The sequence below is a fragment of the Streptomyces sp. NPDC041122 genome (assembly GCF_055592445.1).
The window spans coordinates 494,032-514,006 of record NZ_JBVIYQ010000003.1 but is presented as its reverse complement, the minus strand read 5'-3'; the positions used below and the strand labels follow the sequence as shown (position 1 = coordinate 514,006).

Annotated in this window: 19 protein-coding genes; 2 read left to right on the top strand and 17 right to left on the bottom strand. The window is 73.2% G+C overall.

What is annotated here, in order from left to right; genetic code table 11:
- Nucleotides 1-69 precede the first annotated feature (69 nt).
- Entirely contained in the window at nt 70-1,353 is a 1,284-nt protein-coding gene (locus tag ACZ6B8_RS14635) for an adenylosuccinate synthase (RefSeq protein ID WP_471087027.1), read from the bottom strand.
- Nucleotides 1,354-1,529: 176 nt separating this feature from the next.
- Between ACZ6B8_RS14635 and ACZ6B8_RS14630 the strand changes: the two genes are divergently transcribed.
- Nucleotides 1,530-2,516, top strand: a complete 987-nt coding sequence (locus tag ACZ6B8_RS14630; RefSeq protein WP_471607429.1) for a diacylglycerol kinase family protein — start codon at nt 1,530-1,532, stop codon at nt 2,514-2,516.
- A 415-nt stretch (nt 2,517-2,931) separates the two neighbouring features.
- On the opposite strand, the gene ACZ6B8_RS14625 is transcribed toward ACZ6B8_RS14630, so the two are convergent.
- From ACZ6B8_RS14625 to ACZ6B8_RS14595, 7 genes are all read right to left on the bottom strand, one after another.
- Entirely contained in the window at nt 2,932-4,158 is a 1,227-nt protein-coding gene (locus tag ACZ6B8_RS14625) for a cytochrome P450 (RefSeq protein ID WP_471607428.1), read from the bottom strand.
- Between the two features lie 44 nt (nt 4,159-4,202).
- Nucleotides 4,203-4,871 (bottom strand): response regulator, encoded by a 669-nt coding sequence (locus ACZ6B8_RS14620; protein ID WP_471087018.1) that lies wholly within the window; start codon nt 4,869-4,871, stop codon nt 4,203-4,205.
- Nucleotides 4,868-6,298 carry a sensor histidine kinase gene (locus ACZ6B8_RS14615; RefSeq protein ID WP_471607561.1) on the bottom strand — a complete coding sequence of 477 codons (1,431 nt, stop codon included), beginning with the start codon at nt 6,296-6,298 and terminating at the stop codon, nt 4,868-4,870. The genes ACZ6B8_RS14620 and ACZ6B8_RS14615 overlap by 4 nt, the downstream gene beginning before the upstream one ends.
- A complete protein-coding gene (locus ACZ6B8_RS14610; RefSeq protein ID WP_471607427.1) occupies nt 6,295-7,173 on the bottom strand; it encodes an alpha/beta hydrolase in 879 nt (292 codons plus the stop codon). Before ACZ6B8_RS14610 ends, ACZ6B8_RS14615 begins: the two co-directional genes overlap by 4 nt.
- Nucleotides 7,174-7,265: 92 nt before the next feature.
- Complete coding sequence (kynU, locus tag ACZ6B8_RS14605; RefSeq protein ID WP_471087012.1) at nt 7,266-8,483, bottom strand: kynureninase; 1,218 nt, start codon at nt 8,481-8,483, stop codon at nt 7,266-7,268.
- Complete coding sequence (locus tag ACZ6B8_RS14600) at nt 8,476-9,348, bottom strand: tryptophan 2,3-dioxygenase family protein (protein ID WP_471087009.1); 873 nt, start codon at nt 9,346-9,348, stop codon at nt 8,476-8,478. The genes kynU and ACZ6B8_RS14600 overlap by 8 nt, the downstream gene beginning before the upstream one ends.
- Before the next feature lie 171 nt (nt 9,349-9,519).
- Entirely contained in the window at nt 9,520-10,107 is a 588-nt protein-coding gene (locus ACZ6B8_RS14595) for a CGNR zinc finger domain-containing protein (RefSeq protein ID WP_471087006.1), read from the bottom strand.
- 111 nt (nt 10,108-10,218) lie between these two features.
- Here ACZ6B8_RS14595 and ACZ6B8_RS14590 point away from each other — a divergent pair, with 111 nt between their 5' ends.
- Nucleotides 10,219-11,358, top strand: coding sequence for an oxidoreductase (locus tag ACZ6B8_RS14590; protein WP_471607426.1), 1,140 nt, complete (start codon nt 10,219-10,221; stop codon nt 11,356-11,358).
- A 245-nt stretch (nt 11,359-11,603) separates the two neighbouring features.
- On the opposite strand, the gene ACZ6B8_RS14585 is transcribed toward ACZ6B8_RS14590, so the two are convergent.
- The 9 genes from ACZ6B8_RS14585 to ACZ6B8_RS14545 form a co-directional block, all read right to left on the bottom strand.
- Complete coding sequence (locus ACZ6B8_RS14585; RefSeq protein ID WP_471607425.1) at nt 11,604-12,017, bottom strand: DUF3151 domain-containing protein; 414 nt, start codon at nt 12,015-12,017, stop codon at nt 11,604-11,606.
- A gap of 77 nt (nt 12,018-12,094) precedes the next feature.
- Complete coding sequence (fbaA, locus tag ACZ6B8_RS14580; protein WP_471086997.1) at nt 12,095-13,126, bottom strand: class II fructose-bisphosphate aldolase; 1,032 nt, start codon at nt 13,124-13,126, stop codon at nt 12,095-12,097.
- A 127-nt stretch (nt 13,127-13,253) separates the two neighbouring features.
- Complete coding sequence (gene pyrE, locus ACZ6B8_RS14575; protein ID WP_471086994.1) at nt 13,254-13,805, bottom strand: orotate phosphoribosyltransferase; 552 nt, start codon at nt 13,803-13,805, stop codon at nt 13,254-13,256.
- 103 nt (nt 13,806-13,908) lie between these two features.
- Complete coding sequence (locus ACZ6B8_RS14570) at nt 13,909-14,697, bottom strand: aldose epimerase family protein (protein WP_471086990.1); 789 nt, start codon at nt 14,695-14,697, stop codon at nt 13,909-13,911.
- A 25-nt stretch (nt 14,698-14,722) separates the two neighbouring features.
- On the bottom strand, nt 14,723-15,613 hold the full coding sequence (locus ACZ6B8_RS14565) for an SRPBCC domain-containing protein (protein ID WP_471607424.1): 891 nt from the start codon (nt 15,611-15,613) through the stop codon (nt 14,723-14,725).
- A 59-nt stretch (nt 15,614-15,672) separates the two neighbouring features.
- Nucleotides 15,673-17,241: a polyamine aminopropyltransferase gene (locus tag ACZ6B8_RS14560; protein ID WP_471086984.1), complete on the bottom strand. Its 1,569-nt coding sequence runs from the start codon at nt 17,239-17,241 to the stop codon at nt 15,673-15,675.
- A 102-nt stretch (nt 17,242-17,343) separates the two neighbouring features.
- On the bottom strand, nt 17,344-17,868 hold the full coding sequence (locus ACZ6B8_RS14555; protein WP_471086981.1) for a DUF2617 family protein: 525 nt from the start codon (nt 17,866-17,868) through the stop codon (nt 17,344-17,346).
- Between the two features lie 381 nt (nt 17,869-18,249).
- Complete coding sequence (locus ACZ6B8_RS14550) at nt 18,250-18,543, bottom strand: hypothetical protein (RefSeq protein WP_471086978.1); 294 nt, start codon at nt 18,541-18,543, stop codon at nt 18,250-18,252.
- Nucleotides 18,544-18,704: 161 nt separating this feature from the next.
- Nucleotides 18,705-19,916 (bottom strand): aminotransferase class I/II-fold pyridoxal phosphate-dependent enzyme, encoded by a 1,212-nt coding sequence (locus tag ACZ6B8_RS14545; protein WP_471607423.1) that lies wholly within the window; start codon nt 19,914-19,916, stop codon nt 18,705-18,707.
- Nucleotides 19,917-19,975: the final 59 nt, after the last annotated feature.

Sequence of the window (19,975 nt, the reverse complement as noted above, 5' to 3'; positions counted from 1 at the left end):
GTCGCACTTTCGCGCGACCCACCCCTTCGAGTGAGCGACCCAGGCCGGGGCCCGGGCTCAGACTCAGGCTCAGACGAACGAGTTGATCTCGATCGTCTCGGTGCGGCCCGGACCCACGCCGATCGCGGAGATCGGCGCGCCGGACATCTCCTCCAGGGCCTTCACATAACCCTGCGCGTTCTTCGGCAGGTCGGAGAAGGTCTGGGCCTTGGTGATGTCCTCGGACCAGCCCGGCAGCATCTCGTAGACCGGCTTCGCGTGGTGGAAGTCGGTCTGGTTGTACGGAAGCTCCTCGACGCGCTTGCCGTCGATCTCGTACGCCACGCAGACCGGGATCTGCTCCCAGCCGGTGAGGACGTCGAGCTTGGTGAGGAAGAAGTCCGTCAGGCCGTTCACGCGGGTCGCGTAGCGGGCGATCGGGGCGTCGAACCAGCCGCAGCGGCGGTCACGGCCGGTGGTGACACCGCGCTCGCCGCCGATGCGGCGCAGGTCCTCGCCGTCCTGGTCGAAGAGCTCGGTCGGGAACGGGCCCGCGCCGACACGCGTGGTGTACGCCTTCAGGATGCCGATGACACGGCTGATCTTCGTCGGGCCGACGCCCGTACCCGTGCAGGCGCCGCCCGCGGTCGGGTTCGAGGAGGTGACGAAGGGGTACGTGCCGTGGTCCACGTCCAGGAGCGTGCCCTGGCCGCCCTCGAACAGGACGACCTTGTCCTCGTCGAGCGCGTTGTTCAGGATCAGCGTGGTGTCGGCGACGTACTGCTTGATGTTCTCGCCGTGCTCCAGGAGCTGCTCGACGATCTGCTCCGCCTCGATCGCGCGGCGGTTGAAGACCTTCGTCAGGAGCTGGTTCTTCTGCTCCAGGGCCGCTTCGACCTTCTGCGTCAGGATCGACTCGTCGTAGAGGTCCTGCACGCGGATGCCGGTGCGGTTGATCTTGTCGGCGTAGGTCGGGCCGATGCCGCGGCCGGTGGTGCCGATCTTGCGCTTGCCGAGGAAGCGCTCGCCCACCTTGTCGACGGTCACGTTGTACGGCGTGATGACGTGCGCGTTGCCGCTGATCAGCAGCTTCGACGTGTCGACGCCGCGCTCGTTCAGACCGCTCAGCTCGGAGAGCAGGACCGACGGGTCGACGACGACTCCATTGCCGATGACAGGCACACAGTCCGGGGAGAGAATCCCGGAAGGGAGGAGGTGCAGCGCGTACTTCTGGTCGCCTACGACGACCGTGTGGCCGGCGTTGTTGCCGCCCTGGTAGCGCACCACATAGTCCACCGAGCCACCGAGCAGGTCGGTGGCCTTTCCCTTGCCTTCGTCACCCCACTGAGCACCGAGCAGCACAAGTGCGGGCACAGGCGTACACCCCTTCCGGGCGGGGCATGTCCAAGGTCAGGGGCCGTAGCCGCCGTATGGGTGTGCCTTGGATGCTGCCCCGGAATAGACGAAGCCCCTGGCGCAATAGCGCAAGGGGCTCTTGCACAAAGATGCTACCCGAGGTCTCAAAGAACGGCTAAAAGAAAGGGCGCACCTTGTCGGCTCGCGACCAGCTCCTAGTCGTCATCGACCCGGTCGCCCGGCGCACGGACGGTGAGTCGGTACGGATCGCGAAGGACGTGCTCGGGGCGGGCGCCGCGGTCCGGATCTGCCTCCCCGACGGGCCGGAGGACTTCACGAAAGCGCTGGCCAGGAGGGGTTCGCGGCGGTTGGTGGTGGTCGGGGACGACCGTGCGCTGCTGCGGGCGGTCGGCTCGCTCCACCGTGAGCGGGAGCTCGCCGGGTGCGGGCTTTCGGTCGTTCCCGTGGGCGCGGCGCAGACGCTGGCGCGGGCGCTGGGGGTGCCGGCGGGGGCGGTGGCGGCGGCGCGGGCGGTCCTGGAGGGCGCGGAGCGCCGTCTGGATCTGCTGGTGGACGACAGTGACGGGGTGGTGCTGGGCGATCTGCGGATTCCGCCGGTGGCGGGGGCGGGTGCGGGGCCGGGGGCCGGGGCGGGTGCGGGTGTGGGTACGGGTAGGGGTGCGGGTCTGTTGGGGCCCGCTGAGGCTCCGGCGGCTGCCGGGGCCGGGGTGTCGGTGTCCCGGGTGGGCGCCGGTGGTGGCGGCGAGGGGCATGCGTGGCTGCGGAGCTGCCAGTCGTTCGTCCGGACGCTGGCGGCGCGGCCGTCGCGGGCCGGGGCGGGGGCGCAGGTGCCCGCGCGGCTGCGGGTCGAGGCGGACGGGGTGACGCTGGTGGATCTGGACGAGCCGGTGGAGGACGTGCGGGTGTCTCAGGTGTACGGGGGGCTGGCGCAGGTGGAGGTGCGGCGGGCGCGGTCGGGGGCGGGGGCGGGGGCCGGTGCGGGGCTGGGGCCGGGGCCGGGGCCTGGTTCGGGGGCCGCGCCGTTGCGGGTGCGGGCGCGGACGGTGACGGTGTCGGGGGCGGACTTCCGGTACCGGGCGGATGCGGCGGTGGCGGGGCCGGTGCGGACGCGGACGTGGACGGTGCGGCCGCTGGCCTGGGGCCTGACGTTGCCTCGCTGAGGTGTGGCTGTGCCTCGGGGGCGGGGGCGGGGGCGGGTGTGCTTTGGGCTGGGGTCTGCGCCTTGGGTCCGTCTGTGGGTGCGGGGCCGCGGGGGTATGTGCGTACTCGCCATCCCTGCGGCGCTGCCTCGCGGACAATGTTGCTAGAGCGCGCTCGGTGCTCCGTGCGCACATACCCCCACGTCCCCTCCCGCGCGTTTGCGGGTGCGGGCCGGTGGGGCGGCTCCGCGCCAGCCACCCGTCGCCGGGTGGACCCGGCCGCTCGCTCCTACTCCGACCCTGCGGTGCGGGGCAAACGGGTGGGTGGGATACATCCGCCGCGGAGCGGTGGGGCTGTTTGCGGTCTGCGGGGGGAGCGGGGGAGGAACCCCCACGCACCCACCCCCCGCCGCGGAGCGGAGCCGGGCGGCCCGGTCTACGGTTCGACCAGTAGTTCCTGGAGGCCGCGGATCACGAAGTTCGGGGTGCGGCGGGGTTCCGCGGCGAGGGTGAGGGCAGGGGCCCGGCGCAGCAGGGCCCGGAGCGAGGCCGCCAGCTCCATGCGGGCCAGCGGCGCGCCCACGCAGTAGTGGATGCCCGCGCTGAAGCTGATGTGCGGGTTGTCCCGGCGGGCCACGTCCAGCTCGGCGGGGCGCGCGAAGACCGCCGGGTCGTGGTTGGCGGAGCCGAAGAGCAGCGCCAGCTCCGCGCCGCGCGGGACCGTCACCCCGTCGATCTCGATGTCGTCGAGGACCCACCGCTCGAAGAGCTGGAGCGGGGTGTCGTAGCGCATCAGCTCCTCGACGGCGCCCGGCACCAGGCCGGCCGGGTCCGCGCGCAGGGCGGCCAGCTGCGCCGGGTTGCGGAACAGCGCGTACCAGCCGTTGACCGTGGCGTTCACCGTCGCCTCGTGCCCCGCATTCAGCAGCAGCACGCACGTCGAGATCAGCTCCTGCTCGCTGAGCGACTCCCCGTCCTCGTACGCCGCGATGAGGCCGGAGATCAGGTCCTCGCCCGGCTCCTCGCGGCGGGCGGCGATCAGCTCGCGCAGGTACGCGGAGAATTCGAGCGAGGCGCGGACCGCCCCGGCCGCCGTCTCCTCGGACGGCTTCAGCTCGTACATGCCGCAGATCGCCGCCGACCAGGGCCGCAGCAGCGGCCGGTCGGACTCCGGGACGCCGAGCATCTCGGCGATGACCGCCACCGGCAGGGGTTCGGCGACCCGCGCCGCGAGGTCCCCGCCGCCGTCCGCCACCAGGTCGCGCACGAGGCGGTCCGCCAACTCCTCGATGTACAGCCTGAGTCGCTCGACCGTGCGGGGCGTGAACGCCTTCGACACCAGGCGGCGGATGCGGGTGTGCGTGGGCGCCTCCAGGTCGAGCATGCCGTTGTCGTTGAGGACGTGGAACGGCTCGTGCGCGGCCGGCGGTGGCGTACGGCCGAACTCCTCGTGGGTGAAGCGGTGCAGGTAGGTGCGGCCGAGGCGGCGGTCGCGCAGCAGCGCCGCGACGTCCGCGTGGTGCGGGACCAGCCACTGGCCGGTCGGCGCGTAGTGGTGGACGCGGCCCGCCGCCCTGAGGCGCGCGTACGCCGGGTAGGGGTCGGCGACGAACCCCGGCGAGGCCGGGGCGAAGACCTCGGTGACGTCGAAGGCCGGCTCCATGGCGCGACGCTAGTCCGCCCGCCCCGCCGTGAACAGCCCCCGTCTCACCCCGGCGTGACCAGCCGCGCCTCGTACGCGAACACCGCCGCCTGCGTGCGGTCCCGCAGACCCAGCTTCACCAGGACCCGGCTCACATGCGTCTTGATCGTGGACTCGGCGACCACCAGCCGGGAGGCGATCTCCGCGTTCGACAGGCCCTGCGCGATGAGGACGAGGACCTCCGTCTCGCGCTCGGTGAGCTCCCCGTACTGCTGGGCCTGGACCGCCGCCGAGAGCCGCGGCGTCTCCGCCAGCCTCGAGAACTCCGTGATCAGGCGGCGCGTCACGGTGGGCGCGAGCAGGGCCTCGCCGGATGCCACCACCCGTACGCCGTCCGCCAGTTGGCGTGCCGACGCGTCCTTCAGGAGGAAGCCCGAGGCGCCGGCGCGCAGCGCCTGATAGACGTACTCGTCGAGGTCGAACGTGGTCAGGACCAGGACCTTGGCCTCGCCCTCGGACGCGATGATCTCGCGGGTCGCCTCGATGCCGTTCAGCTCGGGCATGCGGATGTCCATCAGGACCACGTCGGGGGCGAGCTCCCGCACCCGCCGGACCGCCTCGCGGCCGTTGACCGCCTCGCCGATCACCTCGATGTCGGGCATGGCGTTCAGCAGCACGGAGAAGCCCTCGCGGACCATCATCTGGTCGTCCGCGATCAGCACACGGATGGTCATGCCAGGTCCTCTCCGGCCGGGTCGATCCGGTCCGCGTGCGGGACCGGCAGGAAGACGGTGACCTCGTAGCCGCCGTCGGCCGTCGGCTCCGCCGTCATCTCGCCGTTCAGCATCGTGACACGCTCGCGCATGCCCGTGATGCCGTGGCCGGCCCCCGGGGACGGCTTGACGAGGCCCGTCGCCGGACCGTTGACGACACGCAGGCCGAGGCCGCCGAGCACGTAGCCGACCTCGACGCGGGCGTCCGCGCCGGGCGCGTGGCGCAGGCTGTTGCTGAGCGCCTCCTGCACGATGCGGTACGCCGACAGCTCCACGCCCTGCGGCAGCTCGCGGACCGCCCCGGTGATCACCTTGTCGACGGTCAGGCCGGCGTCGCGGACGTTGTCCAGGAGCCGGTCGAGGTCGGCGAGCGTGGGCTGCGGGGCGTCCGGCGCCTCGTAGTCCTCCGCCCGGACGACACCGAGGACGCGGCGCAGCTCGGTGAGGGCGGACACCGCGTTCTCGCGGATCGTCACGAACGCCTGCTCCAGCTCGGGCGGCGGGTTCTCCACCCGGTAGGGCGCGGCCTCCGCCTGGATGGCGACCACCGACATGTGGTGGGCGACGACGTCGTGCAGCTCGCGGGCGATGTTGGTGCGCTCCTCCAGGAGCGTGCGCTTGTCCCGCTCGATGGCGGTGACGGTGCGCTGCACGGTGACCTCGCGCTGCGCCTCGCGGCGTACGTGCACCATGGTGGTGATCAGCAGCGCGACGGCGGAGAAGAACAGCATCTCCGGGCTGTCGTTGACGGGGGTGCCGCCGAGGAACACCTGCGTCGCCAGCGCGTACGCCGCCGTCCCGAGCCACATCCACACGGCGGTGCGCGGGCCGGTCCGTGCCGCCACCACGACCATCACCACGAGGTGCGCGAAGAAGGCGGCGGGCGCCCACGGCCAGCCGTCCCAGGTGTTGCCGAGCACCCCGGTGAACGGGGTGGAGAGCAGCGCCACCCAGTAGGCGCCGACCGGCCTGGCCAGCGTCATCAGGACCGCGACGGCGGGGATCAGCCCGGTCAGCGCGTACGCGAGGGTGTTGCCGAACCCGCCCCCGCCGAGGCCGATGAACAGGGTGATCAGGGCGGCGGACCCCACCAGGGCGTGCGGGAGCCAGGCCGCGTACCGGCGTATCCGCCGGGGCAGCCGGCCGATGAGCGGCCCGTCGGTGGCCCGGGGCGGCAGCGGGCGGTAGGCGAAGGCGTCGTGGAACAGCGTCTGGCGCAGGCCGCCGAAGACGCCCACGACCAGGCGGTACTCGGGACTCTGCTGGCCTCTGGCCGCGAGCGGCTCGGTCTTCTCGGTCACCTCTACGACGGTACGGGGGCGGCCGCGCGAGGTCGTCCGCAGCAAGACGGGTTCCGCGGCATCCGTCCCAGGTACTACAGGGGTCAGTACGCCAGCTGCGCGATCTCCTCGGCCACCACCGCGCACGCGTCCGCCGCCGGGTCGATCAGCGGGAAGTGGCCGACGTCCTCCAGGAGCGTCAGGCCCACCACCTCGCCGGCCTTCGCCGCCGCGTCCGCGTACGCCTCGGCGACCGCCTCGGGGACCGTGATGTCGGCGCGGCCCTGCACCACGGTCGTGGCGATGCCGGTGGGCAGCAGCGCGGCCGGGTCGGCGTACGGGAGCCGCTCGTCGAAGCGGTCGGCGCCGCCCAGGAGCTGCGCGCAGGCGCCGCCGCAGACCTCCAGCTCCTCGGCGGCCCGGAAGTCCGCGATGGGCGCGAGCGCGACGACGCCGCGCAAGGGCGCCGGGCGTGCGGTGCGCCAGGGGGCGTCCGCGGGCAGCAGGTGCCGCGCCGCCGCCCACAGGGCGAGGTGGCCGCCCGCGGAGTGCCCGGTGAGCACCGTGCGGCGCGGGTCGGCGGCCGGGAGCGCGTCCCGTACGAGGGCGGGCAGCGCGTCCAGGGCGGCCGCCACGTCGTCGAAGGTCTCCGGCCAGCGCCCGGCGACCGGGTCGGTGCCGCCCTGCGCGGGGATCGGGCTGCCTCTGCGGTACTCGACGCTGGCCACCGCGAAGCCGCGGCGGGCCAGGAAGTCCGCGAAGGGGGTGAGGTGGTGCCGGTCGTACGGGGCCCGCCACGCGCCGCCGTGCAGCACGACGACGAGCGGGGCGGAGGCCTCCGCGTCGCCCCGCGGGGCGTAGAAGTCGACGACCTGGTCGGGGTGGTCCCCGTACGCGGCGGTGGTGTCCGGCTCCACGGCGGGATGCGCGAAGGCGGCCTCGGCCTCGGCGGCATCGCGGGCCACGGCGGCGTCGTCCGGCATGCGGCAACCTCTCAACAGCAGTGCGGCTGACGGGCCCCCGCCCTCCCGGCGCCAAGGAGCGGGAGAACGGGAGCAAGATCCGCCGGACGTTATCAGCCCAGCGTCTCCGCCAGCACCCGGGCGGCCCGCTCGGCGTCGCCGAACGAGACGTAGAGCGGCGTGAAACCGAACCGCAGCACGTCCGGCGCGCGGAAGTCGCCGACCACGCCCCGCTCGATCAGGCGCCGCATCACGTCACCGGCGTCCGCGCAGCGCAGGGCGACCTGGCTGCCGCGTTCGGCGTGCGCGGCGGGCGTGAGGGAGTGCACGCGCCCCTGCGGCACGTACGCGCCGACACAGCGCAGGAAGAAGTCGGTCAGCGCCAGGGACTTGGCGCGCACCTCCTCGACCGACACGCCGTCCCAGACGTCGAGCGCCGCCTCCAGAGCGAGCGTCGACAGGATGTCCGGCGTGCCGACGCGACCGCGCAGCGCCCCGTCGGCCGCCTCGAACTCCGGCCGCATCCCGAAGGGTTCGGCGTGCGAGTTCCAGCCGGGCAGCGGCGAGTCGAAGCGGTCCTGGAGCTCCGCCCGTACGTAGAGGTAGGCGGGCGAACCCGGGCCGCCGTTCAGGTACTTGTACGTGCAGCCCACCGCGAGGTCCACGCCGTGCTCGTCCAGGCCGACCGGCAGGGCGCCCGCCGTGTGGCAGAGGTCCCAGACGGCGAGGGCGCCCACCGCGTGGACCGCCGCCGTCAGACCGGGCAGGTCGTGCAGCCGGCCGGTGCGGTAGTCGGCGTGGTTGAGCAGGACGGCGGCGGTGCGCTCGCCGAGGACGCCGGGCACGTCGGCGGGGGCGGCCGGGATCAGCCGGCAGCCGGTGAGGCGGGCCGCCGACTCGGCGATGTACCCGTCGGTGGGGAAGGTGGTGGCGTCGACGACGATCTCGTCGCGCCCGGCGTCCGGGCCCTCGGCCGTCCGGGCCATACGGACGGCGGCCACCAGCGCCTTGAAGACGTTCACGCTGGTCGAGTCGCCGACCACGATCCGGCCGGGTCCGGCGCCGACCAGCGGCGCGATGCGGTCGCCGATCCGCTCGGGCGCGGTCCACCAGCCGCTCTCGCCCCAGGAGCGGATGCGCAGCTCGCCCCACTGCCGTGTGATGACGTCGGCGACGCGGTCCGGGACGTGCGCGGGCAGCGCGCCCAGCGAGTTGCCGTCCAGGTAGACCGTGTCGTCGAGGACGAACTCCTTGCGCTTGGCGCGCAGTTCGTCCCGGGCGTCGAGCGCCTCGGCCTCGGCCCGCAGATCGTCCGTGCGGGGTTCAGACATGGCTCCTCGCAGTCCACAGCTCGGGGAAGACGTTCTTCTGCGCGCGCTTCTCCAGCCACGCGACGCCGGCCGAGCCGCCCGTGCCGGTCTTGGAGCCCATCGCGCGGCGGGTGGCGACCAGGTGGTCGTTGCGCCAGCGCCACACCAGCTCGGCGACGTCCGTCAACGTCTCGCCGAGGCGGGCCAGTTCGCCGCTCTCGTCGCCGGCGTAGAGCTCCGTCCAGACGGCCTCGACCTCGGGCGACGGCTCGTACTTCCTGGTCAGGTCGCGCTGCAGGACGGACTGCGGTATCGCGTGGCCGCGCCGGGCGAGGAGCGCGAGCACCTCGTCGTACAGGCTCGGCTCCTGCAGCGCCTTCTCCAGCTCGGCGTGGACGCGCGGCGCGCCCCGGTGCGGGACGAGCATGGACGCCGACTTGTCGCCGAGCAGGAACTCCATGCGGCGGTACATCGCCGACTGGAAACCGGAGCCCTCGCCGAGCGAACCGCGGTAGGAGTTGAACTGGGCCGGGGTGAGCTGGGCGAGCGGGTGCCAGGAGGCGTTCAGCGCCTCCAGCTCGCGCAGGCTGCGCTTGAGCGCGTTCTGCGCCACGGGGATGTCGTCGCGCCGCAGGGCGTGCGCCGCGGTCTCCCACTCGTGGACGATCACCGTGAACCACAGCTCCATGACCTGGGTGGTGACCAGGAAGACCATCTCGCCGGGGTCGTCCGAGCGCAGGTGCTGGAGGTGGGTGAGGACGTCCGCCTGGACGTAGTCCTCGTACGGGGTGGTGCCTGCGAAGTCGAGGTTCGGGCTCTCGGCCTCGGGGACCTCGGTGGACGCCGCGCGCTCCTCGGGGGATGCCTCATGCGTCTCTGGGGACATCGCTGTCTCCTCGATACGTGCTCCGGGTAGCGGTCCGCCCCTGCCGTTACCGGCACGGGGGCCCCGGTCCCCACCGGAATCTTCTGCAACTTTCCCGCAATCGGCAAGGGAGCCAGAAACCCGCACAGCACCGAAACGCATACGGGACTGTCTGCCCGGATGACGTCCCGCTCAGTCCCGCACGCGGCGGCGCTCCCGGCAGGCCCGCAGATGGGCGGCGTTCCCACAGCCGCGCACCGAGTGCCAGACGCCGCTGTTGTTGCGGGAACGGTCGTAGAAGGCGGCCGCGCAGTCGGCGTTGCGACAGATCTTCAGCCGCCGCCACACCCCCGTGGCCTGGGCGAGCAGCCCCTCGGCGAGCACGGCGGAGACCAGCCAGCGGGCGCCCGCGCCCTCCGGCTCCACGGCCAGCGCGCCGTCCCCGGACAGCGCGACCACGACCGGCGCGGAGGTGAAGCGCACCGCGCCGCCGCCCTCGTCGCAGGCGGCGAGCGCGCGGCGCAGCTGGTCCCGCAGGCAGCGCAGATTCGGCAGGTCCTCCGCGGTCAGCACGAGCCGTACGTCACCGCGGCCCGTCTCGTCCCCCCAGGACCGCACGGCCCGGTCGGCCCACTCCTGGGCGGCGTCCAGCGCCCCGTCGGCGAGCAGGTCGGCGGGGTCGGCGGGGGCGGCGGACGCGGTGTTCAGGAGCTCCTGGACGAGGGCGAGGCCGCCGGGCGCGGGGGCCAGGGAGAGACGCTCGGTCGCGGGCCAGTTCATGCCGTTCACGGTACCCGCCTTGGCCAGACAGGGGCAAAGTGCTTACAGTGCTGTCAGGCGTGAATGACCCCCGTTCGCACCGGACACCCTCGCAGCACCCCAGGAGAGCGCATGGACGCCACGGCCCCCACCGATCCGACCACCTCGCGCGCCGCGCGGATACTCGGCCGCCCCTTCGACATCAACGGCCTCACCCTCCGCAACCGGATCGCCATGGCGCCCATGACCCGCCAGTTCTCCCCGGACGGCGTACCGGGCGAGGACGTGGCCGCCTACTACGCGCGCCGTGCCGCGGGCGGCGTCGGCCTGATCGTCACCGAGGGCACCTACGTCGACCACGCGTCCGCGGGCAGCAGCCACCGCGTCCCGCGCTTCCACGGCGAGGCCGCCCTCGCGGGCTGGCGGCGGGTCGCCGAGGCCGTGCACGCCGAGGGCGGCGCCGTCGTCCCGCAGCTGTGGCACGTGGGCGCGACCCGCAACGCGGGCGACGGCCCCTTCCCCGACGCGCCCCCGGCAGGGCCCTCGGGCCTGGACCTGGACGGCGCGGCGAAGGGCCACGCGCTGACGTCCGCCGACATCGACGAGATCGTCGCGGCCTTCGCGCGCGCGGCGGCCGACGCCGAGCGGACCGGCTTCGACGGCATCGAACTGCACGGCGCGCACGGCTACCTGATCGACCAGTTCTTCTGGGGCCGCACCAACCGCCGCACCGACGGCTACGGCGGCGGGCTCGCCTCCCGCGCCCGCTTCGCCCGGGAGATCGTCGAGGCGGTGCGCGCGGCGGTCTCGCCGGACTTCCCCGTGATCCTCCGGCTCTCCCAGTGGAAGGCGAACGCCTACGAGGAGAAGCTGGCCGCCGACCCGGCCGAACTCGACGCGCTGCTCGCGCCGTTGGCGGCCGCGGGCGTCGACGCCTTCCACGCCTCCACGCGCCGCTACTGGCTCCCCGAGTTCGCCGGCGCCGACCTGAACCTCGCGGGCTGGGTCAAGAAGCTGACCGGCAAGGCCGCGCTGTCCGTGGGCTCGGTGGGCCTCGACAAGGAGTTCACGGCCGCGGAGTCCTTCTCCACGGAGACCACCACCACGACCGGCATCGACCTGCTCCTGGACCGGATGGAACGCGACGAGTTCGACGTCATCGCGGTGGGCCGCAGCCTGATCGCGGACCCGGAATGGGCGAACAAGGCGCTGACGGACTGCCTGGCGGAAGCGGCACCGTACGAGGCGGGCCTGCTGCGCACGCTGGTCTGAGTTCGAGTTCGAGTTCGAGTTCGAGTTCGAGTTCGAGTTCGAGTTCGCCTGCGGGTCCGTCGTGGCCGGTCGCGCAGTTCCCCGCGCCCCTAAACCCACCCCGGCGCCGGGGCCCAGCCCGTCCGGCGGGCGCGGCACGGGGTTTCAGCCCGTCCGGCGTTTGAGGACGAGGCCGTCCAGGCCGATACGGGGGGTCCGGGGGCGGAGCCCCCGGGGCCGACCTCACCCCGGGGGCACCGCCGACGTCAGCCGAGCGTCTCCGCCGCGGTCTCCGAGGAGTCCCGGAGGAAGCCCGCGCAGCGCTCGTACTCCTCCTGCTCCCCGATCGCCTGCGCGGCCCGCGCCAACGCGTGCAGGGCGCGCAGGAAGCCCCGGTTGGGCTCGTGCTCCCACGGCACCGGGCCGTGGCCCTTCCAGCCCGCGCGGCGCAGGGAGTCCAGGCCCCGGTGGTAGCCCGTACGGGCATACGCGTACGACTCGACGACGCTGCCGCGCTCGTACGCCTCGTCGGCGAGACGGGCCCAGGCGAGCGAGGACGTGGGGTACTTCGCGGCGACGTCGGCAGCCGCGGTGCCGTTCGCGAGCAGCTCGCGCGGCTCCGGGTCGTCGGGCAGGTGGGTCGGGGGCGGTCCCCCGAGCAGATCCTTGTGAATGGCCATGGGTTCCAGTCTGCTGCATACGCGGACGGGCCCGGCACCCAGGGAAGGGTGCCGGGCCCGTACGGACGCCGTGGGCGTTACTTCAGCTTCGTGCCCGTGGAGCGCAGGTTCGCGCAGGCCTCGGTGACGCGCTTGGCCATGCCGGCCTCGGCGGCCTTGCCCCAGGTGCGCGGGTCGTACGTCTTCTTCGAGCCGACCTCGCCGTCGACCTTCAGGACGCCGTCGTAGTTCTTGAACATGTGGTCCGCGACGGGACGCGTGAACGCGTACTGCGTGTCCGTGTCGAGGTTCATCTTCACGACGCCGTTCTCCAGGGCGGTCGCGATCTCCTCGGCGGTCGAGCCGGAGCCGCCGTGGAAGACGAAGTCGAACGGCTGCGCACCGGCGGGCTTGCCGTACTTGCCGGCGACGCCCTCCTGGAGGTCCTTGAGGAGCTCGGGGCGCAGGACGACGTTGCCCGGCTTGTAGACGCCGTGCACGTTGCCGAAGGACGCGGCCAGGAGGTAGCGGCCCTTCTCGCCCAGGCCCAGGGCCTCGGCGGTGCGCAGCGCGTCGTCGACGGTCGTGTACAGCTCGTCGTTGATCTCGTGGGTGACGCCGTCCTCCTCGCCGCCCGTCGGGGTGATCTCCACCTCGAGGATGATCTTCGCGGCGGCGGCCTTCGCGAGCAGCTCCTGGCCGATGGCCAGGTTGTCGGCGAGGGTCTCGGCGGAGCCGTCCCACATGTGCGACTGGAACAGCGGATCACGGCCGGCCTTGACGCGCTCCGCGGAGACGTCGATCAGCGGACGGACGTAGGTGTCCAGCTTGTCCTTGGGGCAGTGGTCGGTGTGCAGCGCGACGGTGACGTCGTACTTCGCGGCGACGATGTGCGCGAACTCGGCGAGCGCGACCGCGCCGGTCACCATGTCCTTGTTGTGCTGGCCACCCAGGAACTCCGCACCACCGGTGGAGATCTGGATGATGCCGTCGCTCTCGGCCTCCGCGAAGCCGCGCAGGGCCGCGTGCAGGGTCTGCGAGGAGGTCACGTTGATCGCCGGGTAGGCGAACTTGCCTGCCTTCGCCCGGTCGAGCATCTCGGCGTAGACCTCGGGGGTTGCGATGGGCATGTGTCCGCTCCTTGTGATGTGCGGGTGTGTGCTTGGCCCTGACCTAAGGGGGCGACGTCATCGTCGCCCCCATCTTTCCAGACTCGCCGGGCGGCTCCGGCCCGTCCGGATCCCGGACGCGGCCGGGTCAGTCGGTGAGGCCGAGGTCGTCCTTGGAGTACGCGAAGAGGTACGGCACGCCCGCGCCCTCGGTGATCTTCTCGCCGGCGCCGGTCGCCCGGTCCACGATCGTGGCGACGCCGACGACCTCGGCGCCCGCCTCGCGGACCGCCTCGACGGCGGTCAGCGGCGAGCCGCCGGTGGTGGAGGTGTCCTCGACGACCAGGACCCGGCGGCCCTTGATGTCCGGGCCCTCGACGCGGCGCTGCATGCCGTGCGCCTTGGCGGCCTTGCGCACCACGAAGGCGTCCAGGCGCCTGCCGCGGGCGGCCGAGGCGTGCAGCATCGCGCCCGCGACCGGGTCGGCGCCCATGGTCAGGCCGCCGACGGCGTCGAAGTCGAGGTCGGCGGTAAGGTCCAGGAGGACCTGGCCGACCAGCGGGGCGGCCGCGCCGTCGAGGGTGATCCGGCGGAGGTCGATGTAGTAGTCGGCCTCCAGGCCGGAGGAGAGCGTCACCTTGCCGTGCACGACGGCCTTGTCCTTGATCTGCTGCAGCAGCTCGCCGCGTACGTCAGTCATGCCCAAGAGCTTAAAGCCGCCGCACGGACCCCCGGCACACCGCTCGGCACGCCGCTCGACGCACCGCTCGACGCCGGGCTCGGCACGCCACCCGGCGCACCGCTCAGAGCCGTCGCCAGGTCCAGGTCGTCGCCGTCTCCAGCGGCTCGATGGGGGTGACCAGGCGCGGTTCGGTGTTGAGCCCGTTCGGCGGCCCGGTCTGGGGCTCCACGCAGACCGCGGCCTCCTGCTCGTCGTAGACGACGGCCCACTGCTCGCGGCTCGTGACGTTCACCTGGAGCTGTCCGGGCCAGGTCAGCGTGACGTCCACCCCGTCGGGCATGCCGAAGCAGTCGTCCCAGGGGCCCGGCCGCGGGTCGACGCGGCGCCCGGTGGGCAGGTGGTCCTCACCGCGCTCCTCCTGCCAGGCGGCCGTGAAGTCGAGCAGGACGTCCTCGCCGCCGAGGTTCCGGTTGAACCACGGGTGCCAGCCGGCCTGCGCGGGGAAGGAGCCGCCGCGCGTCTCGATGCCGAGGCGCAGCGTCAGCGCCTCCTCGGTGAGCTCCACGATCTGGGTGACCCGGCCCGGGTAGGGCCAGGGGTCGGTCAGGTCGTACGTGAAGACCGCCTCGCCCGCGCCGGTGCGGGCGGTGCGCCACTCGGCGTCGCGGCCGAAGCCGTGGATGGCGTGCGGCGGTGAGTTCAGCGGCATCTGGTGGACGGTCGCGCCGTCGTGGAACCGCCCCTCCCGGATGCGTCCGCACCACGGCACCATCGGGAAGCAGCCGTACTTCTCGCCCTGGCGCAGCAGCTCGACACCGCCGATGCGCAGGCCGGTGATGCGGCAGCCGTTGCCCGGCTGCACCGTCAGTTCCGCGTCGCCCGCGGTCAGGATCACGTTGTCGGTACTCACGGGGCCGACCCTACGGCGTGCGGGGTCAGCGGCGGCGGCGCAGGGCCCGGCCCACCACGATGGCCGAGGCGATCGCGACGGCGGCGGCGGGCGCGGCCCAGCGCAGGGTGGCGCCGGCGGTGAGGGCCTCGGGGGCGGGCGCCGGCGCGTACCGGCCGCGGGGCGGGGCGTGGTCGACCTCTTCGGCGCTGCGGCCGATCATGGTGCGGCGCGCGTGGGCGGCCTCGGCGGGCGGTACGTCGAGGTCCTCGATGTTCCCGAGGTTCTCGATGTCCTCCGCGTCGATGGCCTCGGCCTCGGCGATGACGTCGTCGGCGTCGCCCACGTCGGGCAGGCCGTCGAGGTCGTCGTCGTCCTCGTCGTCCTCGTCGAGCTCGCCGGCCTCGTCCAGGTCGTCGCTGAGCGGGTCGAGGGCGGGCGGCGGCACCGCGGTGTCGAAGACGGTGGCCTGCCGGGTCCCGGACGCGTCGTCCGGCGCCGTGTCGGGCGGCGCCGCGGCCGCGAGCCCCTCGCCGAAACGTTCGAGCAGCCGGTGCATCGCGGCCTCGACGATCTCGGGGGCGCCCTCGGTGATCCGGCCGTCGGCCGTCGCGCTCCCGTCGAAGACGAGGGTCGTCCCGTCCGTGCCCTGCACCAGCCGCAGCGCGAGGGAGAGCCGCACGGATCCGGACCCGCGCACCTCGGCGCCCTCGGCCCGCAGCGTGTACGCCCCGTCGGAGCCGGACTCGACCTCGCCGGTGCCGCGGTAGGTGATGGAGTGCCCGCCGACGCGCACCTTGAGGCGCCCGGAGAGCGGCTTCGCCGCCTCCTCCGCGTCGCGCTGAAGCCCGGGTACCGCCCCGGCGACCCGCTCGGGGTCGGCCAGGACCTGCCGGAGCCGCTCTGCCGAAACCGGAACGAACACCTCATGCTCCATGTCAACCGAGCCTACCCACGAGTCAGCCACTTGCACGCCAGTTCGTCGGAGCTTGTACTTCAGTTCGCGTAACGCGGGTGTACGAGCGTGGAGGGCGCGAGCCCGGGCTGTCTGCTCCGCTCGGCCGACAGCACCCCGGCGCGCACCACCTCGGATCCGGCCGCGCGCAGCAGGACGGGCCGGGTCCGCGAGGCGAGCACGAAGCCCCAGTCCCTCGGCGCCCGGCCGCCCCGGGCCGTGCGGTCGGGCCCGGCGGCGAAGCCGGTCTGCCGGCCGCCGACGCGGTAGGGCACGGTCCGCAGGCCCGCCGCGCGCAGCGTCGCCTCCACCGTCCAGAAGGTGCGCGGGCGGGACGCGAGCGGCCCGGCGTGCACGGCGAGCCGGCCGGTGCCGGCGAGGACGTGGGTGGCGAGGCCGTAGAACTCCTGGGAGTACAGCTTCGTACTGGCGGTGATGCCGGGGTCCGGCAGGTCGCAGATGACGACGTCGTACCTCGCGCGCGCGGAGCGCAGCCAGCGGAAGGCGTCGGCGTTCACCACGTGGACCCGCGGGTCGCGGAAGGCGTGGCCGTTCAGCTGGCTCAGCGCGGGGTCGTGCCGGGCGAGGTCGAGCACGCCCGCGTCCATCTCGACGATGTCGAGGCGGCGCACGCCGGGGTGGCGGAGGATCTCGCGCGCCGCGAGGCCGTCACCGCCGCCGAGGACCAGCACGCGCGCGTGCGGCCCGCGCATCGCGGGAGAGACCAGGCCCTGGTGGTAGCGCTTCTCGTCGCGGCCGCTGATGCGCAGCCGCCCGTCGAGGAAGAGGTTGAGGGAGCGCCGCCTGCCGCCGGTGAGGACGACCTCCTGGACGTCGGTCTGCACGGCGACGCGGATGTCCCCGCCGTACACCGCGCGCCGGGCGGCCCGCTCGAAGTCGTCGACGAGCACGGCGGCGGAGGCGAGCAGGGAGAGGACGAGGACGTTCGCGGTGAGGAGCGCCCAGCGCCCGCGCACGCTGAGGTCGCGCCGGAACAGGCCGAACACGAGCGCGCCGCCCACCAGGGCGTTGACCGCGCCGGTGAACAGGGCGCCGGTCAGCTGGCCGAAGAACGGCAGCAGCAGGAAGGGAAAGGCGAGCCCGCCGACGAGGGCGCCCACGTAGTCGGCGGCGAAGAGGTCGGCGACGGCGCCGCTGGCGTCCTGGCGCCGGATGCGCTGGATCAGCACCATCAGCAACGGCACCTCGGCGCCGATCAGGACGCCGATGGCGAGGGAGAACCCGACGAGCAGGTACCGCGATCCGCCGGCCCACATCTCGCCGCGCTCGCCGGTCCACGCGAACGCCGCGTACAGCGCCATGGCGCTGCAGCCGCCGGTCAGGGCCAGCGCCGACTCCACGAGGCCGAACCAGACGGAGGCGCGGCACCGCAGCCGCTTGGCGAGGAGCGAGCCGACGCCCATGGCGAAGACCATCACGGAGAGCACGACGGAGGCCTGGGTGACGGAGTCGCCGATCAGGTAGGAGGCGAGGGCGACCAGTTCCAGTTCGTAGACGAGGCCGCAGGCAGCGCAGACGAACACGCCCGCCAGGACGAAGAACCGTCCTGTCTGGGGCGAGACCGGCAACCGCACCGACGACTCGATCACGCCAGGAACGCTACGTCACGGCATGCTCACTCCGGGTCCCCCACATGGGTGTAACTCCGGCTCCATGCCGGGCACATGTGCGCGATTCCCGCCCCCGCGCCGTCACAGCGCCGCGGACATCGGCATGCGCACGCCCACCCGGGTCCGGGTCGCCACCAGCTGGCCCTCCTGCGGATACGCGTGCCACGTACGCCACATGAGCGCGTCCTCGTCCCGCTGCGCCAGCATCGCGGTGAAGGCGTACGGACTGCCGGGGAACTTTCCGGCGAGGCCGTGCGGGTGTTCGGCGACCAGGGCGAGCAACTCCTGTGCTCTGCCGACGAACTGACCATGCGACAACGTTTCTACGCGCGCCGCGAATTCGTAGTCCCATTCGCCCATGCGCTTGGAGACGCCGAGCGGGAGCGGGGTGCTGCTGCCGGGGATACAGGCCACCGTCTCCGAGCAGCCGCCCTGCTCCTCCTCGAGGAGGACCTGGTGGGAGGCCCCGAGCAGTCTCAACTGCATCTTCGCGCCGCCCAGTTCGAGGTCCAGGGTGGCGAGGGCGGGCAGGGGCTCGCGGCCCAGGGCCCAGGCGAGGTCCTCGGCGCGCGTGTCGGTGTACGCGGTGTTCAGGGTCGTGAGCATGGGTCGGCTCCGCTAACACTCAATGGAGGTGGGGCCGGCGCACCCGGTGCGGCCACCGGGAGGTCGGAATGCCGGCTCGTGCCCACGAGAACGTCATCTGACGGGTTTCCAGAACACGGTCCGCGAAACCTGCGACGTACGAGGGCGGTGCTGACGGACAAGAGGGAATCATGGTCGGCGACGCTGCCACAGCGTTTTTACCCAACTTCGTAGGGTTTCCATCCCCATGAGGGCTGCACAGTTCAACTGTTCAGTACAGCAATCACAGCACGGCTTGCGAGCACGCCCCCGTCGCACTCCGCGCCCGACGCCGAAGCGCCCGGCGGGAAACATCCGCCCCCGCCGGGCACTTCGTCGAACCGGTGGACCAGCTGCCCCGTGTCAGCTGCCTCCGCCGCATCCGCCCCCGCCGCCTCCGCACGAGGAACCGCCCCCGCACGAAGACCCGCTGCTCCCGCAGGACGAACCGCCTCCGCAGGAGTGACCGCCGTGGTGGCCCCCGTGGTGACCGCCGCCGCCGTCACTGCTCCCGGCCCACCAGCTGCCCCCACCCACCGAGCCGCTCGTCGCGCCGCCACCACCCCATCCGCCGCGCGCCTTGCCGCTCTTCTTGCGGCCGAACACCACGGCCAGGACGACGACGACCACCCCGATGAGGATGAAGAACCCGATCACGGCCACCACACTCCTTCTGCGTCCCCCGAAGCAGGTCCCCCGTGGGCCGTGCTCCGTCGTGCCAGGGGGATGCCCCTGCCCGTCCCACCGCAAAGCCGAGTTGAGGAACTCCAGAGGTTCACGGCCCGGCGCTCGCGGCGGCCGGCTGTTCCCTCAGCCACTCACCGCGCGCTGATCAGCTGGTCCACCGCGGTGCGCAGGGACTGCTCCCGCTTGCAGAGCGAGAAGCGGACGAGCCAGGACGGGGCGTCCGGAGACAGGTAGAACGCCGAGGTGGGGATGGCGACGACGCCCGCTCGTGCGGGGAGGTCGCGGCAGAACCGCACGCCGTCCTCGTACCCCCACGGCCGCACGTCCGCCTGGACGAAGTAGCCGGCGTCGGCGCGGAAGGGGCGCAGGCCCGCCCGTGTCAGGCCGTCGCTCAGGAGGTCGCGGTTGCGGCGCAGGGTGCCGCGCAGTTCCGCCGCCCAGCCCTCCACCGAGCCCAGCGCCCGGGCCAGCGCCTCCTGGTACGGGGTGCCCGAGGCGTACGTCAGGAACTGCTTCGCCGCCCCCACCGCGGCGACGAGCGGCGCGGGACCGCAGACCCAGCCCACCTTCCACCCGGTCGTGTTGAAGGTCTTGCCGGCCGAGGAGACGATCAGCGTCCGCTCCCGCATGCCCGGCAGCGACGCGATGGGCAGGTGCCGCGCCCCCTCGTCGTACACGAGGTGCTCGTACACCTCGTCCGTGACCACCGTGAGCGAGTGCTCCCGCGCGATGCCGGCGACGACGGCCAGCTCGTCCGGCGTGAACACCTTGCCCGTGGGGTTGTGCGGGGTGTTCAGGACGAGCACCCGCGTGCGCGCGGAGACCGCGGCGCGCAGCGCGTCGGCGTCCAGGGCGAAGCCGTCGCCGTCGAGGGCGAGGGGGACACCCACGAGCCGGGCGCCGGCCAGCCGGGCGTCGGCGGCGTACGCGTCGTAGCAGGGGTCGAAGGCGACGATCTCGTCCCCCGGGTCGCAGAGCGCGAGCAGCGCCGCGGCCAGGGCCTCCGTCGCGCCGGTGGTGACCAGCACCTCGCCCGCGGGCGAGTAGTCGAGCCCGTACCGGCGCAGTTGGTGCGCGGCGATCGCCTCGCGCAGGGCGGGGAAGCCGACGGCGGGCGGGTACTGGTTGGCGCCGGACAGCACGGCGTCCGCGACGTCCTTGAGGAGCTCGGGCGGACTGGGCAGCTCCGGGACGCCCTGGCCGAGGTTCACCGCCCCGGTGCGGCGGGCCAGCTCCGTCATCTCCGTGAAGATCGACGTTCCCATGCCCCGCACCCGCGCGGCCGGTGCCCATTCCTTCGAGCCCACGGCGCCGCGTGCGCCGGCGGTCCCCACCGATTCCATGCCACCCTGCTTCCCGAGTCGGTTGTAGCCGAGTTGTAGCCGAGGGGACCAGGCTACGG

Bases quoted from the DNA above. Each gene is read 5' to 3' on its own strand.
- ACZ6B8_RS14625 (WP_471607428.1), bottom strand. From the start codon at position 4,158: ATGGAGCCGGCCTTCGACGTCACCGAGGTCTTCGCCCCGGCCTCGCCG.
- fbaA (WP_471086997.1), bottom strand. From the start codon at position 13,126: ATGCCCATCGCAACCCCCGAGGTCTACGCCGAGATGCTCGACCGGGCG.
- ACZ6B8_RS14545 (WP_471607423.1), bottom strand. From the start codon at position 19,916: ATGGAATCGGTGGGGACCGCCGGCGCACGCGGCGCCGTGGGCTCGAAG.
- ACZ6B8_RS14595 (WP_471087006.1), bottom strand. From the start codon at position 10,107: ATGAACTGGCCCGCGACCGAGCGTCTCTCCCTGGCCCCCGCGCCCGGC.
- ACZ6B8_RS14565 (WP_471607424.1), bottom strand. From the start codon at position 15,613: ATGGAGCATGAGGTGTTCGTTCCGGTTTCGGCAGAGCGGCTCCGGCAG.
- ACZ6B8_RS14620 (WP_471087018.1), bottom strand. From the start codon at position 4,871: ATGACCATCCGTGTGCTGATCGCGGACGACCAGATGATGGTCCGCGAG.
- ACZ6B8_RS14610 (WP_471607427.1), bottom strand. From the start codon at position 7,173: ATGCCGGACGACGCCGCCGTGGCCCGCGATGCCGCCGAGGCCGAGGCC.
- kynU (WP_471087012.1), bottom strand. From the start codon at position 8,483: ATGTCTGAACCCCGCACGGACGATCTGCGGGCCGAGGCCGAGGCGCTC.
- ACZ6B8_RS14590 (WP_471607426.1), top strand. From the start codon at position 10,219: ATGGACGCCACGGCCCCCACCGATCCGACCACCTCGCGCGCCGCGCGG.
- ACZ6B8_RS14600 (WP_471087009.1), bottom strand. From the start codon at position 9,348: ATGTCCCCAGAGACGCATGAGGCATCCCCCGAGGAGCGCGCGGCGTCC.
- ACZ6B8_RS14585 (WP_471607425.1), bottom strand. From the start codon at position 12,017: ATGGCCATTCACAAGGATCTGCTCGGGGGACCGCCCCCGACCCACCTG.
- ACZ6B8_RS14555 (WP_471086981.1), bottom strand. From the start codon at position 17,868: ATGCTCACGACCCTGAACACCGCGTACACCGACACGCGCGCCGAGGAC.
- pyrE (WP_471086994.1), bottom strand. From the start codon at position 13,805: ATGACTGACGTACGCGGCGAGCTGCTGCAGCAGATCAAGGACAAGGCC.